Origin of the sequence: Kitasatospora sp. NPDC088391 (assembly GCF_044753345.1) — a bacterium.
Classification (GTDB): Bacteria; Actinomycetota; Actinomycetes; order Streptomycetales; family Streptomycetaceae; genus Kitasatospora.
The window spans coordinates 119,150-136,645 of record NZ_JBIVNB010000002.1; the positions used below are offsets into that span (position 1 = coordinate 119,150).

At 71.8% G+C, this 17,496-nt stretch carries 8 protein-coding genes; 4 read left to right on the plus strand and 4 right to left on the minus strand.

The window, feature by feature from the left end; genetic code table 11:
• Positions 1-304: 304 nt before the first annotated feature.
• A complete protein-coding gene (locus ACIQBJ_RS05250) occupies positions 305-7,804 on the plus strand; it encodes an RHS repeat-associated core domain-containing protein (RefSeq protein ID WP_400703815.1) in 7,500 nt (2,499 codons plus the stop codon).
• Positions 7,804-8,070 carry a hypothetical protein gene (locus ACIQBJ_RS05255; protein WP_400703818.1) on the plus strand — a complete coding sequence of 89 codons (267 nt, stop codon included), beginning with the start codon at positions 7,804-7,806 and terminating at the stop codon, positions 8,068-8,070. The genes ACIQBJ_RS05250 and ACIQBJ_RS05255 overlap by 1 nt, the downstream gene beginning before the upstream one ends.
• A 152-nt stretch (positions 8,071-8,222) precedes the next feature.
• Here the strand turns inward: ACIQBJ_RS05255 and ACIQBJ_RS05260 are convergent, their stop codons facing one another.
• The 3 genes from ACIQBJ_RS05260 to ACIQBJ_RS05270 form a co-directional block, all read right to left on the minus strand.
• On the minus strand, positions 8,223-8,819 hold the full coding sequence (locus ACIQBJ_RS05260) for an O-methyltransferase (protein ID WP_400703821.1): 597 nt from the start codon (positions 8,817-8,819) through the stop codon (positions 8,223-8,225).
• A 121-nt stretch (positions 8,820-8,940) separates the two neighbouring features.
• On the minus strand, positions 8,941-10,374 hold the full coding sequence (pntB, locus tag ACIQBJ_RS05265) for a Re/Si-specific NAD(P)(+) transhydrogenase subunit beta (RefSeq protein ID WP_400703824.1): 1,434 nt from the start codon (positions 10,372-10,374) through the stop codon (positions 8,941-8,943).
• Between the two features lie 6 nt (positions 10,375-10,380).
• Positions 10,381-11,940, minus strand: coding sequence for a Re/Si-specific NAD(P)(+) transhydrogenase subunit alpha (locus tag ACIQBJ_RS05270; protein WP_400703827.1), 1,560 nt, complete (start codon positions 11,938-11,940; stop codon positions 10,381-10,383).
• A gap of 610 nt (positions 11,941-12,550) precedes the next feature.
• Here ACIQBJ_RS05270 and ACIQBJ_RS05275 point away from each other — a divergent pair.
• Positions 12,551-16,204: a ricin-type beta-trefoil lectin domain protein gene (locus tag ACIQBJ_RS05275; protein ID WP_400703830.1), complete on the plus strand. Its 3,654-nt coding sequence runs from the start codon at positions 12,551-12,553 to the stop codon at positions 16,202-16,204.
• Positions 16,205-16,382: 178 nt separating this feature from the next.
• Positions 16,383-16,841 carry a helix-turn-helix domain-containing protein gene (locus ACIQBJ_RS05280; RefSeq protein WP_400703833.1) on the plus strand — a complete coding sequence of 153 codons (459 nt, stop codon included), beginning with the start codon at positions 16,383-16,385 and terminating at the stop codon, positions 16,839-16,841.
• Between the two features lie 45 nt (positions 16,842-16,886).
• Here ACIQBJ_RS05280 and ACIQBJ_RS05285 read toward each other — a convergent pair whose 3' ends face one another.
• Positions 16,887-17,495 carry a ClpP family protease gene (locus ACIQBJ_RS05285; protein WP_400703836.1) on the minus strand — a complete coding sequence of 203 codons (609 nt, stop codon included), beginning with the start codon at positions 17,493-17,495 and terminating at the stop codon, positions 16,887-16,889.
• Between the last annotated feature and the right edge of the window lies 1 nt (position 17,496).

Genomic DNA, 17,496 nt, shown 5'->3' on the forward strand with positions numbered 1-17,496 from the left:
GCCGCCACCCTCACCGACGCCGGCTGACGGCCCGGCCGGGGCCGTGCGGCTCCTGCACCTCTTGCGGCTTTTCCCGCCCCGTGCGCGCAATGCGCCGGGGTGCGGCAATTAGCCACGCGTTCCGTCGACAGAGAACCCCCGCGCTTGATTTTCGCTTGACCCACTCATAAAGCAGATTGCTATGCTCGCGCGCCATTTCTGACTGCCAGTCAGGCAGTTCGGGCCGAACAGTGGGGGGATATTCCCAATGTCGCAATTGACCCGCAGTGGTCTGAGATCTGCTGCTCCACCGGGATTCCGAAGAATGGCCGCCGTCACGGCGGCCGGACTCCTGGCCTCGCTTCTCGCGCCGATCTCGGTGGCGGCCGCGGCGGGGCCGGACTGGTCGCGGAAGTGGTCGCCGCCGAACACGCCGTTGGCGAAGACGGCGTCGGTGGACGGCAAGGATGCGGCGCTGCTGGGAGCGGTGAAGCCGGCGCATCCGGTGCCGCCGGTGTGGCAGCCGGCGAAGCCGGTGGCGGTGCCGAAGGGGCACGCGGACGTCAGGCTGTCGAAGGCCCCTGCGGGGAGGAGCGGTTCCGCGGGTGAGGCGGCGCGGGCGGCGGGTCTGCCGGTGGCGTTGGCGCCGTTGGTGGGTTCGGCGGTGGCGGAGCAGTCGGTGGGGGTCGACGTGGTCGATCCGAAGGCGGCCGGTGCGGTGGGGATTCCGGGCCCGGTGGTGGCGCTGTCGCGGGCGGCCGGGGCGTCGGGGGAGGGTCCGGTGCGGGTCTCGCTCGACCTGGCGAAGCTCGCCCCGGCCTATGGCGCGGACTGGGCTTCGCGGGTGCGCCTGGTGGCGCTGCCGGCGTGTGCGCTGACGACGCCGCAGGACGCGGAGTGCCGCAAGCAGACTCCGGTGGAGTCGCAACTCGACCGCGCATCGGGGCAGTTGACGGCCGATGTGGTGCTGCCCGGTGGTGACGGCGCGGCCCGGACGCAGATTCAGGGTGTGGGCGCGGCCTCCGCGCAGCAGGGCGTGGTGCTGGCGGCCGTGTCCGGCGCGTCCAGCGGTGCGGGAACGTTCTCCGCGACTTCGTTGAACATCTCCCAGGCGTGGAGCGCCGGCACCTCCTCCGGTGCGTTCGCCTACTCGTACCCGATCGAGACGCCCGCGGCGCTCGGCGGTGGGGCCCCGCAGGTCTCGCTGGCCTACGACTCGGCGGCGGTGGACGGGAAGACCTCGTCGACGAACGCGCAGGCGTCCTGGATCGGTGACGGCTGGGAGTACGGTTCGGGTTTCGTCGAGCGGACCTACCGGCCGTGCTCCAAGGCCGGGATCACCAACTCCGGTGACGAGTGCTGGGCGGGCGCCAACCTCGTGCTGGCGCTGGGCGGCCACTCCGGCGAACTGGTGCCCGACGACGCCTCCTGCCAGAGCGGCGCGGCCGCGACCATGGAGCAGTCGGCCTGCACCTGGCGGATCAAGGGTGACGACGGCAGCAAGGTGCAGTTCCTGACCGGCGCCACCAACGGCACCTGGAACGGCTCCTACATCAAGGTCACCGACACCTCGGGCACGGTCTACTACTTCGGCCTGAACCACCTGCCCGACGCGTCCGGCAACCCCTCGACCAAGGGCCCGGACTCGGGTTCGGCGTGGACGGTGCCGGTGTACTCCCCGAACGCCGGGGACCCCTGCTACGACGCGGCGAAGGGCAAGGCGTCGTGGTGCCAGACGGGTTGGCGCTGGAACCTCGACTACGTGGTCGACCCGCACGGCAACCTGACCACCTACACCTACACCCCGGAGACGAACTCCTACTCCCGGGGCGGGGCGCAGAACAACGGCTCCGGGACGCTCACGCCGTACACGCGCGGTGGCGTCCTCCAGTCGATCGGGTACGGGCAGCTGCTGTCGGACCAGATCGCGGCGAACGGTTCCTACAGCCCGGCGGCGAAGGTCGTCTTCGCCTCGGGCGAGCGCTGCGTGACGTCGATCCTGGCGTGCGACCCGGTCAACCGGACCTCGGCGCACGCGGGCGACTGGCCGGACGTGCCACTGGACCAGCAGTGCGCGAGCACCGGCGCGTGCACCGTCTACGGGCCGACGTTCTGGTCCACGAAGTGGCTCAACTCGATCACCACGCAGGTCCGTTACAACGGCGCCTACCAGGACGTGGACTCCTACGCGCTGTCGCACCGCTTCGTGAACGTGCAGAACGCGACCGAGAACACCCAGGTGCCGTGGCTGGCGAGCGTGCAGCACACCGGCAAGGACACCCAGGCGTCGTCCACCCCGGTGACGCTGCCGCCGGTGTCGTTCACCGAGATGCTGCTGCCCAACCGGGTCGACGGCACCAACCTGGTGCCGTCGCGCCCGGCGTACAACCGGCCGCGCATCCAGCTGATCACCACCGAGACCGGCTCCACCATCGGCGTCGACTACTACCCGGCCGACTGCTCCCGGGTCAACAACTCGATGCCGGCCTCGGCCGACACGAACACCCGCTCCTGCTACAACGTCAAGTGGCACACCCCCAACGAGGCGCAGGGCGCCGACCCGGTCGACGACTGGTTCCAGCGCTACCCCGCCAAGACCGTCACGGTGACGCCCGGCACCCCCGGCTCCGCGCCGATGACCACCGCCTACACGTACGGCAGCGCGGCCTGGCACCGCAACGACTCGCCTTTCGTCGAGGCGAAGGACCGCACCTGGAACCAGTTCCGGGGCTATGCCACCGTCACGGCGGTGGCGGGCAACGGCAACGACGGGCCGAAGGCGCAGAGCACCGCCACCTACCACCAGGGCATGGACGGCGACGTCAAGGCCGACGGGACGGCCCGCAGCGTCAGCATCGCGGGGCCGATGAGCGGTCAGGTCACCGACTCCGACTGGCTCTCCGGCCAGGTGCTGGAGACCGACGCCTGGACGCAGGCCGGCGGCAGCCTGGTCGGCTACACGGTGAACACCAGCAGCGGACCGGTGGTCACGGCCACCCACGCCCGTACCGGTCTGCCGGACCTGAAGGCGCAGTACAACGCGACCGGCGCGGTCTCCGTCACCAAGTCGCTCAAGGCGGACGGGACGTGGCGCACCAGCAGTTCCACCTCCACCACCGATCCGGCGCACTCCAACCGCCCGCTCACCGTGCTGTCGCAGGCGGACGGCACCCCCGACCAGTGCTCGCGGCCGGCCTACGCGACCGGTCCCGACCCGCAGGTCGTCGCGCTGGTGTCGGAGTCGCTGACCGTCAGCGGCGCGAACGCCTGCACGGCCGTGCCCACCGCGCAGAACGTCCTCGGCTGGACCCGGACCCGCTACGACGGCCGGACCGACGTGGGCACGGCCGCCGCGAAGGCGGACGTGACCGCGCAGGAGACCCTGGACCGGTTCGACGGCACCACCCCGGTGTTCAGCACCGAGTCGGTGCGGACCCATGACGCGTACGGCCGGGTCCTGACCAGCACCAACCCGACCATCAAGGACCAGGCGCACCCGGGCGGCGCCACCGTCACCACCACCTACACGGCCCGCCAGGCCGGCGAACTGCCGTACCAGGTGACCGTCAACAGCCCGGCCCCGGCGGGGGCGGCCGACGCGGCGGCGGGCCGCACCAAGGTGACCACCCTGGACACCGCCCGCAGCCTGCCGACCGCCGGCACCGACCTGAACAACCTCACCACCGCCTTCGGCTACGACGCCCTCGGCCGCACCGTCGCCCTCTGGTCGCCGGGCCGTCCCACCACGGCCGTTCCGAACGTCGCCTACGCGTACGCGGTACCGGGCGTGGTGAACGGCCAGGTCGTCCCGCCGAGCACCAGCACCACCACCCTGGTCGGTGTCGGCACCAACGGCGTGTACACCGCCGTGACGTCCACCGCGATCATGGACGGCACCGGCCGGACGATCCAGACCCAGTCCCCGCCCGCCCTGTCGGCGTACTCCGGGCGGCTGCTGACCGACACCGCCTACGACTCGCAGGGCCGGGTGATCCGCTCCAACAACACCTGGTACAACAGCGCCGCCCGCCCGGGCACCGTGCTCTACCAGGAGAGCAACACCCAGAAGATCCCCAACCAGACCCACACCGTCTACGACGGCCGTTCCCGCCCGGTGACCACCGAGTTCGTGGCCTACGGCACCGTCCAGACCACCAGCACGGCCTCCTACCCGGGCGTGGACCGCACCGACATCACCCCGCCCAAGGGCACCACGCCCACGAGCACCGTCACCGACGCGCGCGGCCGCACCGTCCAGCTCTGGGAATACCGGACGCCGACCGCGACCGGCAACCCGGCGGACGCGGACGTCACCAGCTACACCTTCAACCCCGGCGGCCAGCCCGCGACCCGCACGGACGCGGCGGGCAACACCTGGTCGTACGGCTACGACGTCCGGGGCCGCCAGACCTCCACCACCGACCCCGACACCGGCACCAGTTCCGTCTCCTACGACAGCGCGGGGCGGGTCGCCTCGGTCACGGACGCCCGCGGGCGCTCCGTGTCCACCAGCTACGACCTGCTGGGCCGTCCCACCGCCAGTTACGACGGCCTGTCGGCGGACCCGGCCAAACAGTTGACCGCCCGCACCTACGACACCGTCATGAAGGGCCAGGCCACGGGCGCGACCCGGTACGTGGGCGGGGCCTCGGGCACGGCCTACACCAGCCAGGTCAACGCCTACGACTCCGGCTACCGGCGGACCAGCATCTCCACCACGGTCCCCGGATCGGAGATCGGCGCCACCAGCCCGCTCGTCTACACCTACCAGGCGGTCTACGACCAGGTCACCGGCCTGCTGCTGCGCGACAACCGGCCGCAGCTGGACACCATGGCCGCGGAGCGGCTCGACTACACCTACGACACGTACGGGCTGCCGATCGGCTACGGCGCGTTCGGCGGTTCGACGTACGACCTGTCCAACGACTACGACGCCTACGGCCGTCCGATCCGCACCACGGTCAACCCGTGGGGCACCCAGATCGTCCTGACCAACGTCTACGACGAGCCGACGGGCCGTCAGCTCTCCCAGTTCGTCGACAAGCAGACCGCGTCGACGGGCGCGGTGCAGCAGACCACCTACGCCTACGACGCCTCGGGCCGGGTCACCGGCATCCGCAGCATCCCGGACAACACGCCGTCGGCGACCGACCTGCAGTGCTTCTCCTACGACTACCTCAGCCGCCTCACCACCGCGTGGACGGACAAGGGCGCCCTCACCATGGCCCCGAACCCGGCGGTCGGCGGGCAGGGCGCCTGCGCCAACACCTCGCCCACCAGCGGCGCGACGGCCCCGGCGACCAACACCGTCGGCGGCAGCGTCCCCTACTGGCAGGACTACACCTACGACCTGACCGGCAACCGCAAGAGCCTCACCGTCCACGACCCGTCCGGTGACACCGCCAAGGACACCGTCACCACCCAGACCTTCACCCCCGCCGGCACGGTCAACAACGGCAACGGCGCGGGCGGCCCGCACGCGCTGATCTCCGCGACCGCTGTCACGGGCGCGAGCAGCACGCAGACCGCCACCGGCTACGACGCGGCGGGCAACACCGTCTCCAGCACCGGCGCGGCCACCGGCACCACCACCTACCAGTGGACCGCCGACAACAGGATCGACCGCGTTGCCCCGCCGGTGCAGATCCAGGGCATCGGCGGCAACTGCCTTTATCTACAGGGTAGTTCGAGTTCGGACGGCACTCCGGCGGAGATCTCCGCGTGCGGCGCGAGCGGTGCGCAGAAGTTCTCCACCACCGCCAACCTGCTGAAGGCGCTGGACAAGTGCCTCGCCGCCACCGGCAGCACTCCCGGCTCGGCGGTCAAGCTCCAGTCCTGCGACGGCAGTTCGGCGCAGAAGTGGACCCCGCAGCCGAACGGCACGATCACCAACGGCGCGAGCGGCCTCTGCCTGGCCGTCCCCGGTGACGTCACCACCTCCGGCACCGACACCGTGGTCGCCACCTGCGGCACCACCACGATCCCGGCCGGCCAGAAGTGGACCGTCCCCGACAACGCCACCGGCTACGTCTACGACGCCGACGGCGGTCAGTTCATCCGGCACAACCCCGGAAAGACCACCATCACCCTCGGAGGCGACGAACTCGCCTACGACACGGCCGCCAGGACCAAGACCGCGACCCGCTACTACCAGATGCCCGGCGGCCTCACCCTGGTCCGCCAGGGCACCACCAACACCTGGCAGATCGGCGACCACCACGGCAGCGGCAACCTGGCCCTCGACGGCACCACGCTCGCCGAGACCCGCCGCCCCGCCGACCCGTTCGGCAACCCGCGCGGCACCCAACCCGCCACCTGGGCCGGCTCGCACGGCTTCGTCGGCGGCACCAAGGACGACACCACCGGCCTCACCAACCTCGGCGCCCGCCAGTACGCCCCCCGCACCGGACGCTTCATCAGCCCCGACCCGCTGCTCAACACCGGCAACCCCCAGCAGTGGAACGGCTACGCCTACAGCGGCAACGATCCCGTCAACCAGAGCGACCCCAGCGGCCTGATGGCCTGCCGGACGCCCGACGAGTGCGACGGCGGAACCCAGGTCGGGATGAACTTCCCCTCCCTGATGGGGCTCTCGACCACGGCGACCGCCACCAACAACCACGACGCCGACGGCACCGGCTTCCAGAAGCGCGGCACCAAGAGCAACGGCGACTGCTGCCGGGTGCAGAAGGTGCTGGTCTACCCGAAGGTCGCCATCCCGGAGGACTGGGCCGACGGGCCGGCGTTCATCGCCGCGCTCTACAGCCGGATGCGCAACTTCTGCAACGGCGACTACGGCAAGCTCAGCTGCCCGTTCACCAACCCGGACTACCCGGTCAGTGACTACCAGCTGAAGTACACCGTCATGGGCGCCTGCATGGACATCGGCAAGGGCAAGTGCCCGAAGGAGCTCACCGACTTCCAGGCCCTGGTCCAGGCCGGGGTCGAGGAGGGCCTGGCCTTCGGCAACGACGGCGGCCACGGCAGCGCCCGCTTCCAGGGTGGCAGGAGCACCCCCGAAGGAATCGTCAAGGGAACCGGCGGGCGGGTCTGGACCGAGGGCAACGCGAAGAATGCCTGGGACTCGCGGCCGACCAGCTGCAGGAACAGCTTCCCGCCGGGCACGGCCGTCCTGCTCTCCGACGGGACGACCAAGCCGATCGAACTGATCGTGCCCGGTGATTCGGTGCTGGCGGCCGACCCGGAGACCGGGGTGACGGCGGGGGAGCCGGTCGTCCGGCTGATCCACACGCCGGACGACCGGGACTTCACGGTGCTCACGGTCCGCGGCACCGATTCCGCGACCGCGGAACTGGTGTCGACGTCCAATCACCCCTACTGGGACGAGACCACCCAGGAGTGGACCCTCGCGGCCGACCTCCGGCCGGGCGACGACCTGCGCACCACATCCGGCACCGTCCGGGTGGAATCGCTCCGGTCCTACCGCTCGGCGCCCACTTCGGCCTACAACCTCACCGTTGCAGAACTTCATACGTATTATGTGCTCGCCGGAAGCGCGCCGGTCCTCGTGCACAATGACGGTGGCTACACGACACCGGGAAACAATTCCTACGTCACGGTCGACGAGGCGCTCGATGCGGGCTTGAAGTGGCTCGGCGAAGGCTACACGGAACCCGTTCCCGGTAGCGGTCGTTACGTTTCGAAGGACGGAACCCGCATTTTCAGGATGGGCGAGAGTGATATCACGGGGAGGCACGGTGGTGGGCCGCACACGAATTTCGAGCGCATGGAAATAAACCCGAATACCGGGAGGATGCAGGTTGTCCAGAATGATCATGTCTACTTCAAGGGAGGTGCGTGCTGATGGCTGAGGTGAGCCTCGAAGTGCCGACGTACGGTCCGGACCGGCGGTTGACCTTCGCCTGGGACGACGGGTTCCAGATCCTCGTCGACCGGGCGCAATCCGAAGTCACCATCAGGGCGAACGCCGCCGGTCTGATCTCGCTCGCGCGGCACTGCCTCACCCTTGCCCAGGACGCGGTCCCGCCCGGGAGCCATATTCACCTCACGGACTCGGTCGAACTCGAAGCCGGATCCGGTGATCTGGTGATCGACAAGTCGGCCGGCTGACACCGGTCGGACTGTGCTGGGACTGTCCGACGGACAGCAGGGCCCCGCCGGGACGGTTCCGGCGGGGCCCTTTCCCGCTTCGGCGGCGACGGTCGACCGCGGCTCCGGAAAAGTCCCGGCCCCTGGTCCCGGAGGCTGCAGTGCGCCGTCCGTCAGGGGCGCCTGGTGGCCAGCAGGGTGGCGAGGTCGGGGGCGAGGCGGACCTCGGTGGTGAGGAGGGAGGGGTGGGCGTACCAGTGGGTGCGGGCGGTGTCGGGGCGGTCGGCGTGGGTGGGGGGCCAGGCGGTCAGGGGGGTGAGGTCGTCGACGACCAGGGTGCCGCCGGGGGTGAGGAGGAGTTCGGGGTCGGCGGGGGCGGTCTGCTTGCCGTTGCCGCCGCCGTCCAGGACCAGCAGGTCGAAGGGGCCGTGCCCGTGCAGGAGGGTCCAGTCGCCGTGCACGATCTCCAGGTCGGGGACGTCGGCGAAGAGTTCGCGGACCGGCCCGACCAGCCGGGCCTCGCGTTCGACGCTGACGATCCGCGTCCCGGGCCGGCGGCCGGCCAGCAGCCAGGCCAGGCCGACGCCGCAGCCGGTGCCGGTCTCGCCGACGGCCCCGGTGGCGCCCGCGGCGAGCGCCTGCAGCAGCCGCCCCTGCTCGGGGCGGCAGGACTTCTCGAAGCCCGCCCGCCGGGCCAGCGCCACGGCCCGGGCGACCGGTTCGGGCAGCCGGTCGGTGTCGGTGTAGCTGTCGGTTCCTCGGACGGACACGGGCGACCTCGCTGTCGTGGACGGGGGAGAAGGAGTCGTCCGTAGTATGTGACATGGTTCGGGTCGGTGGAGGGGGAACGCCGATGGCGGGCGGTCCGGTCCGCCCGCCACCGACGGCCCGTCAGCGAATGCCCGCCGGGGCGAGCGCGTCCAGGGCCTGGAGGATCTCCTCGACGCTCTGCTTGGCGTCGCCGAACAGCATCGAGCTGTTCTCGCGGAAGAACAGCGGGTTCTGCACGCCCGCGTAGCCGGAGGCCATCGAGCGCTTGAAGACGACCACCTGCTCGGCCTCCCAGACCTTCAGCACCGGCATGCCGGCGATCGGGCTGGCCGGGTCGTCCAGCGCGGCCGGGTTGACGGTGTCGTTGGCGCCGATCACCAGGACCACCGAGGTGTTCGCGAAGTCCTCGTTGATCTCGTCCATCTCCAGCACCACGTCGTACGGCACCTTGGCCTCCGCCAGCAGCACGTTCATGTGCCCGGGCAGCCGCCCGGCCACCGGGTGGACGCCGAAGCGGACCTCGACGCCGCGCTCGCGCAGCCGCCGGGTCAGGTCGGCGACCGGGTGCTGGGCCTGGGCCACGGCCATGCCGTAGCCCGGGGTGATGATCACCGACTTGGCGTCGGCCAGCAGTTCGGCGGCCTCCCGGGCCCGGATCTCGCGGTGCTCGCCGTGCTCCTGCTCGCCGCCGCTCGGCGCCTCGATGCCGAAGCCGCCCGCGATGACCGAGACGAAGGACCGGTTCATCGCCCGGCACATCACGTACGACAGGTACGCGCCGGAGGAGCCGACCAGCGCGCCGGTGACGATCAGCAGGTTGTTGTCGAGCAGGAACCCGGCCGCGGCGGCGGCCCAGCCCGAGTAGCTGTTCAGCATCGAGACCACCACCGGCATGTCGCCGCCGCCGATCGAGGCCACCAGGTGCCAGCCGAGCAGCAGCGCCAGCACGGTGACGGCGACCACCAGGCCCAGGTTCGGGCTGACGGTGAACCAGGCGGTGAGGGCGGCGAAGCCGCCCAGCGCGCCCAGGTTGAGCGCGTTCTTGCCCGGCAGCACCAGCGGCCGGGAGGCGATCCGGGCGGACAGCTTCAGGAAGGCCACGATCGAGCCGGTGAAGGTCACCGCGCCGATGAAGATGCCGATGAACACCTCGGCGTGGTGGATCGTCAGCAGGTCGGCGGCGACGGCGGTCTGCGCGGCGCCGTGCCGCTCCACCTCCAGGTAGCTGTTCCAGCCGACCAGGACGGCCGCCAGGCCGACGAAGCTGTGCAGGACGGCGATCAGCTCCGGCATCCCGGTCATCTCGACCCGGCGGGCCCGCCACAGCCCGATCCCGGCGCCGATCGCCGTCGCCAGCAGGATCAGCGCGACCGCGCCGGCGTCGATGCTGCGGGAGGCCACCACGACGGTGGCGGTCAGCGCCAGCGCCATCCCGGCGATGCCGTAGGCGACGCCCGCCCGGGAGGTGCGGTGCTGGGAGAGCCCGGCCAGGCTGAGGATGAACAGCAGGGCGGCGACCAGGTCCGCGGCGTGCGCGGCGGTGAGGGAAGTCATCGGGGCTCAGCCTTTCGAGAACATGCTCAGCATGCGGCGGGTGACGGCGAAGCCGCCGAAGATGTTCACGCTGGTCAGCAGGATCGCGACGAAGGACAGCACGGTGACGAGGGTGCTCTCGTGGCCGATCTGCAGCAGGGCGCCGATCACCACGATCCCGGAGATCGCGTTGGTGACCGACATCAGCGGGGTGTGCAGCGCGTGGTGGACCTTGCCGATCACGTAGTACCCGATCACCACGGCGAGCGCGAACACCGTGAAGTTCTCCGCCAGTTGGGCCGGGGCGAAGGCCACCAGCAGGAACAGCGCCAGCATGCCGAGCCCGATCAGGCCGAACCGGACGGGCGGGGTGAGCCGGGACGGCTCCGGCGCGGCCGGGCGCGCGGCGGGCGCGGCCGGGGCGGCGGCGGGGGCCGCGGAGACCGCGACCGGCGGGGGCGGCCAGGTGACGCCGCCGTCCCGGACCACGGTGACGGCGCGCTGCACCACGTCCTCGAAGTCCAGCGTCAACTGCCCGTCCTCGCCCGGGGTGAGCAGCTTCAGCAGGTTGACCAGGTTGGTGCCGAACAGCTGGGACGCCTGTGCGGCCAGCCGGGACGCCAGGTCGGTGTAGCCGATGATCGTCACGCCGTTGTCGGTGACCACGGTGCGGCCCGCCACCGTCCCGGCCACGTTGCCGCCCTGGGCGGCCGCCATGTCGACGACCACGCTGCCGGGCTTCATCGCCGCCACGTCCTCGGCGGTGAGCAGCCTCGGCGCCGGGCGGCCCGGGATCAGCGCGGTGGTGATCACGATGTCCACGTCCGCGGCCTGGGCCCGGTACAGCGCGGCGGCGGCCCGGTCGTAGTCGGCCGAGGTGGCCTTGGCGTAGCCGTCGGTGCTCGCCTCCTGGGCCGCCTCCACCGGCAGGTACTCGCCGCCCAGCGACTTGACCTGGTCGGCCACTTCGGGACGCGGGTCGGTGGCCCGGACGATCGCGCCCAGGCTGGAGGCCGCGCCGATCGCGGCCAGCCCGGCCACGCCCGCGCCCGCCACCAGCACCTTCGCCGGCGGGACCTTGCCGGCCGCGGTGACCTGCCCGGTGAAGAACCGGCCGAAGGCGTGCGCCGCCTCGATCACCGCCCGGTACCCGGCGATGTTCGCCATCGAGCTGAGCACGTCCATCGACTGGGCCCGGGAGATCCGCGGCACCGCGTCCAGCGACAGCGCCGTCAGCGGGCGCTCCGCCAGCAGCGCCAGCAGCTCCGGCCGCTGGGCGGGCGCCAGCAGGCCGATCACGGTGGCGCCGTCCCGCAGCCGGGCGACCTCGGCGGCCGTCGGCGCCTCCACCTTCAGCACCACGTCGGCCGACCAGGCGTTGCCGAGCTCCGCGCCCGCCGCGGTGTAGGCCGCGTCGTCGAAGCCGGACGCCGCGCCCGCCCCCGGCTCGACGAGCACCTCGTACCCGAGGGCCAGCAGGCCGCGCACGCTCGACGGCGTGGCGGACACCCGGGTCTCCCCGGGCGCGGACTCGGCGACCACGCCGACCCGTTGGGGCGGGCGCGGCGAGGAGTCGTATCCAGACATCGCTCGTTCTCTCTCGTCGAAGGGATGGTGCGGGTCACATTCCGCGTACCGGGGAGAGCAACCCCTCTGACCGCAGGAACCTAGACTCCCCACCCCCTTCGGCAGAACGGGGCGGGCCGTGAAATGTGTCACCACACCGCGGCCCGCCCCGGCGGGCGCCCGCCCCGCCGCCCCCGCCGGCCGCCGGAGTCTGCCGGGGAGGCCGCCGGAGGTCGCGGGAGGTCGAGGGGGAGGCCGGCGGGCGGAATTCCGGAGGAATTCCCGGCGAATGCAATTTTCCTCGTGTGCGGAATGTTTCGGCGAAGCGCCACGCGGGTCGCGGGGACAATTCCGAATTCGCCGACCCGATCGGGCCGGGTCGATCCGGTCGGAGCCGGACATCTGGCCCGATGGACCGATTTGGGCGCAAGAGGAGGCTAAGGGGAGGTTATTGACGCCCCGTCGGATCTCGGTGTGACGCATATCACTGTCGATCATTTCGGTTCGGTCGGCGCAATTCGGATGACCGGTGGCGGAATCCCGCTTGCCGAGACCGGGTGAACCCGGGACCGTGGCGTCGGCTTCCGTGCGGAGTGCGCCGGAGGCCGGAACGATCCTGGGGGAAGAACTGATGAGCAGAAGAAGACCCGGCGGCCTGCCCGTGCGGGCGCTGACCGCGGCGGTGGTGCTCGCGGTGCTCGGCACGCCGGTGGTCCCGGCCGCCGCGGCGGCCGGCGGCACCCTCCCGACGCCGGCCGAGATCGCGGCGGCCACCGCGGAGCGGATGAAGGAGCGCCCGCCCGGCGACGACACCGACCGGGCGCTCGCCGAGGCGAAGGCGACCGGGAAGCCGGTGCCGGTGGCATCGCTGACCACCGAGTTCAGCGAGACGGTGGCCACGCCCGAGGGCCACCTGGCGCTGACCGGGCACCCGGACCAGCAGCGGGTCAAGCGCGACGGCGCCTGGCGGGCGCTGGACGCCACCCTGACGGCCAATCAGGACGGCACCTTCTCACCGAAGGCGGCGGCCTCCGGGCTGGTGCTCTCCAAGGGCGGCGACGGCCCGCTGGCGACGATGACCAGCTCGGACGGCAAGAAGCTGGGCCTGACCGCCCCGTTCCGGCTCACCACCCCGGTCCTCGACGGCGACAGCGTCACCTACCCGTCGGTCGCGCCCGACACCGACCTGAAGGTCACCGCGACCGCGACCGGCGGCCTCACCACCGTCCTGGTGCTGCACACCAAGGCCGCCGCCGCCTCCCCGGCGCTGCGCAACCTGCACTTCGGCACCGTCACCGACGGCGTCACCGTGGAGGCCGACGCGGGCGGCAACCTCGCCGCCAAGGGCGCCGACGGCAAGGCCCGCTGGACCGCGCCGACCCCGCAGATGTGGGACAGCGCCGCGGCCGCGCCGGCGAAGGCCCCGAAGGCCCAGGGCGCGGCCGCCGAAACGGCCGAGGCCGCCCCGCAGTCCGGCCACGAGCGCAGCGACGCCGCCGGCCCCGGCCGCACCGCGAAGGTCGCCGCCATGCCGGTCAAGGCCGGCAAGGACGGCATCGACCTGACGCCCGACCAGGACCTGATCGCCAACGGCACCGCGCCGTTCTACGTCGACCCGGCCTGGCTGCCGTGGAGCCAGAGCAACAACGCCTGGACCTGGGTCCAGTCCGCGTACCCGACCACCCCGAACTGGAACCGCTCCGGCAGCGCCGACGGCGACCACCCGGGCGTCGGCGTCTGCGGCTACTACCCCAACGGCGGCTCCTGCAGCCCGTCCAGCAAGTACCGCTCGTTCTTCCAGTACGACATCAACCCGATCTACGGCGCCGTGGTCCACTACGCGACGCTGAACTTCCAGGAGTACGTCTCCGCGGACTGGTCCTGCGGCACCACCTACCCGCTCGACCTGTACCTGACCGGTGCGATCTACGACGGCACCAACTGGAACAACCAGCCCGGCCAGGTCGGCGGCTCGCTCGGCCAGCAGACCGTCGGCGGCTCCGGCCACACCGGCTGCTACAACAACGTGCCGTTCAACTACACCATCACCGGCACCCTCCAGCAGTACACCAACAACCGGCAGTTGACCTTCGGCCTGTACGGCAACGAGAGCAACCAGAACGCCTTCAAGCGGTTCGACTACCACCCCTCGCTGTACATCGAGTACGACCGCGCGCCCAACACCCCGACCAACCCCGGGGTCTGGCCGCGGCCGCAGATCGCGAGCACCGGCACCACCACCCAGTCCTGCGGCGACGGCAACTCCAACAACTGGGGCTGGCTCGGCGCGGGCACCAACCAGAACGGCGCGGTCTGGCTGAACGCCACCGTCTCCAGCCCGACCCAGGGCCAGCTCTGGTCCTGGGACCACATCTGGGACTACCAGCTCTCCGGCGTCCCCGACGTCGCCTCCGGCTACTCCGACCTGGTCGGCAACGGCGGCACCACCAGCTTCTCCGTGCCCGGCAGTGCCATCCTCGACGGCCACTCGTACGGCTACGGCATCATGGCCAGCGACCAGCTCCCCGGCGTGCCCTGGTCCGCTTCGACCCCGACCTGCTTCTTCAAGGTCGACCTGACCCCGCCGACGGTCTCCTTCCCCGGCACCGTCGCCGACCCGAGCAAGCAGTTCCCGCCGTCCGGCAACGGCCAGACCCCGCTGATCTACGCGGGCCAGAACGGCGCCGTCCCGATCGTCCTGAACGACCCCAACCCGTCCGGCCTGAACACCTCCGGCCTGGCCTGCCTGCGCTGGAGCTGGGACCCGCAGCTCGCCGACGCCGCCTGGCAGTGCGGCGCGAACCGGCCCACCACCGAGATCCCGGTGAAGCCCGGCCGCTGGGGCACCAACATCCTGTACGTGCAGGCCGAGGACAACGCCGGCAACATCTCGCCGGTCAACTCCTACTCCTTCTACGTGCCGTGGAACCCGAACAGCCCGGCCCCGGTGTTCGGCGACGTCACCGGTGACGCCAAGCCCGACATCGTGGCCGCCGACCCCAAGGGCGACCTGCGCGACTACAGCATGCCCGGCAACGGCCTGACCGCCCCGCTGGCCGCCCCCGCCGCGAAGTCCCCCGGCGGCGACTCCTGGGCGAACTACGCCGTCACCCACCGCGGCAGCCTCAGCGGCGGCAAGAACGTCGACGACCTGATCGTCCACAAGACCGGCGACGCGGCGCTCTACTACTACAAGAACCCCGGCAACACCGGCGTCTCCGGCGTCTTCGACACCAAGAGCACGCTGGCCAAGCCCGCCTGCGTCAGCACCGTCACCGACTGCACCGGCTACCGCACCGGCGACTGGACCACGGTCCAGCAGATCTCCGCCAGCGGCGACCCCGGCACCACCAACCTCGACCCGAGCAAGAAGTTCCTCAACCGGACCGGCCTGTTCACCATCGAGAACGAGCCCGGCGGCGACGGCGCGCTCTGGTTCTACCCGACCGTCGGCGACGCCGTGTTCGGCTCGCCGACCAAGCTCTCCGCCACCGGCTGGAAGGGCTGGGAGCTGCTGTCGCCCGGCGACTGGGCCGGCCAGGGCCGGCCCGGCCTCTGGGCCCGCAACCGCTCCAACGGCGACCTGCGCGGCTACACCTTCACCACCGGCACCATCAGCGTCGACGACGGCTTCGGCGGCAGCGTCCCGGTGACCACGCTCGCCGCGCTCGACAAGAACACCTTGATCGGCAACGTCTCCTCCGCGCCCGCCGGCGGCTGGCCGACGCTCGGCTCGAACGGCGACCTCACCGGCATCGGCTCGCCCACCCTGTGGGGCCTGGACGCCAACGGCATCGTGAAGATCTGGACCGGCAAGTCCAGTGCCACCGCGCCGTACTACACCTGGGTGGAGGGCCCCACCGCCGTGGGCAGCACCTACGGCAAGGCCGACCAGATCAAGCTGGCGGGCACCCCGACCGCCTGCATCGACGTCGACCACGCCAACCCGGCGCCCGGCACCGCCGTCCAGCTCTGGACCTGCAACACCGGGGCCGCCCAGACCTGGTCCTTCCAGGCCGACGGCTCGCTCCGCGCGGTCGGCGGCTGCCTGGACGCCATCGGCGGCGGCACCACCAACGGCACCCTGCTGGAGATCTGGCCCTGCGCCACCGGCGCCTACAACCAGATCTTCCTGCCGCGCGCCGACGGCAGCCTCTACAACCCGGGCTCCGGCCGCTGCGTCGACCTGCCCAACAACGCCGTCTCCGACGGCGCCCGGCTGGAGCTGTTCGACTGCAACGGGACCGCGGCCCAGAAGTGGGTGCTGCCGGTGCGCAGCAGCTGACCCGGCACCACGCACCGACGGAGCGCCGGCCCGCCATCCCCTCCCGGGGTGGTGGGCCGGCGCTCCGGCGTTGTCGGGCGTTGTCGGGCGTTGTCGGGCGTTGTCGGGTGCCGCCGGTTTCGCCGGGAGCAGAGCGCCGCGCCCTTCCCCCGCCGCGCGGAGTGCCTAGGCTGGGACCATGACCTCTCCCGCGCCGGACCACGCCCGCGTCATCCCGCTGCGCCCGCCCGGCGCCCCGCACCGCGCCCCGACCGCCGTCCCGGCCGGGCCGGCGGCCCCGGCCCCGCGCGAACCGCTCTGGCGGGACCTGGTCGGCGGCGTGCTGCGGCGCGAACGCCTCGCCCAGGAACGGACCCTGAAGGACGTCGCGGAGCAGGCCCGGATCTCGGTGCCGTACCTGTCGGAGCTGGAGCGCGGCCGCAAGGAAGCCTCCTCCGAGGTGCTCGCGGCCGCCGCCCGGGCCCTCGGCCTCGGCCTCGGCGACGTGCTCCGGCTGGTCCAGGACGACCTGGAGCGCCCCGTGCTGCGCGCCCGCCCGGTCCGGACCTCGTCCGTCGTCCGGACCTCGTCCGTCGCGCCGCGGGCCGCCGCGTCCCGGGCCGCCGCGCCGTACGACGGGCTCTGCCTGGCGGCCTGAGCCGGACCCCCGTCCCGGCCCCGGCCGCCCCCGTCCGACGGCGGGTCAGGCCGCGGCCGGGACCTGACGGTGGCTCACCACGTGGTCGGCCAGGCCGTAGGCGACGGCCTCGGCCGCGTCCAGCACCTTGTCCCGGTCCAGGTCCGCGCGGAGCCTGGCCGGGTCGTGGCCGGTGTGCCGGGACAGCACCTCCTCGACCTGGTGGCGGATGCGGGCGATCTCCTTGGCGGCCAGGCTCAGGTCGGAGACCGTGCCCTGCCGCCCGCTGCTGGCGGGCTGGCCCAGCAGCACCCGGGCGTGCCGGAGCACGAACCGGCGCCCCGGGTCGCCGCCCGCCAGCAGCACCGCCGCCGTGGACGCGGCCTGGCCGACGCAGAAGGTCGAGATCGGCGACTGCACGAAGGTCATCGTGTCGTAGATGGCCATCAGCGAAGTGAACGACCCACCGGGCGAGTTGAGGTAGATCGAGATCTCCTCGCCCGGGTTCGCGGACTCCAGGTGCAGCAGCTGGGCGATCACCGTGTTGGCGACGCCGTCGTCGATCTCGGTGCCGAGGAAGACGATCCGCTCGTTCAGCAGCCGGCTGAACACGTCGTAGGTCCGCTCGCCGTGCGCCGTCCGCTCGATCACGTAGGGAATCGGGTAGGAGGCCATG

Bases quoted from the DNA above. Each gene is read 5' to 3' on its own strand.
- pntB (WP_400703824.1), bottom strand. From the start codon at position 10,374: ATGACTTCCCTCACCGCCGCGCACGCCGCGGACCTGGTCGCCGCCCTG.
- ACIQBJ_RS05270 (WP_400703827.1), bottom strand. From the start codon at position 11,940: ATGTCTGGATACGACTCCTCGCCGCGCCCGCCCCAACGGGTCGGCGTG.
- ACIQBJ_RS05275 (WP_400703830.1), top strand. From the start codon at position 12,551: ATGAGCAGAAGAAGACCCGGCGGCCTGCCCGTGCGGGCGCTGACCGCG.
- ACIQBJ_RS05280 (WP_400703833.1), top strand. From the start codon at position 16,383: ATGACCTCTCCCGCGCCGGACCACGCCCGCGTCATCCCGCTGCGCCCG.
- ACIQBJ_RS05250 (WP_400703815.1), top strand. From the start codon at position 305: ATGGCCGCCGTCACGGCGGCCGGACTCCTGGCCTCGCTTCTCGCGCCG.
- ACIQBJ_RS05285 (WP_400703836.1), bottom strand. From the start codon at position 17,495: ATGGCCTCCTACCCGATTCCCTACGTGATCGAGCGGACGGCGCACGGC.
- ACIQBJ_RS05255 (WP_400703818.1), top strand. From the start codon at position 7,804: ATGGCTGAGGTGAGCCTCGAAGTGCCGACGTACGGTCCGGACCGGCGG.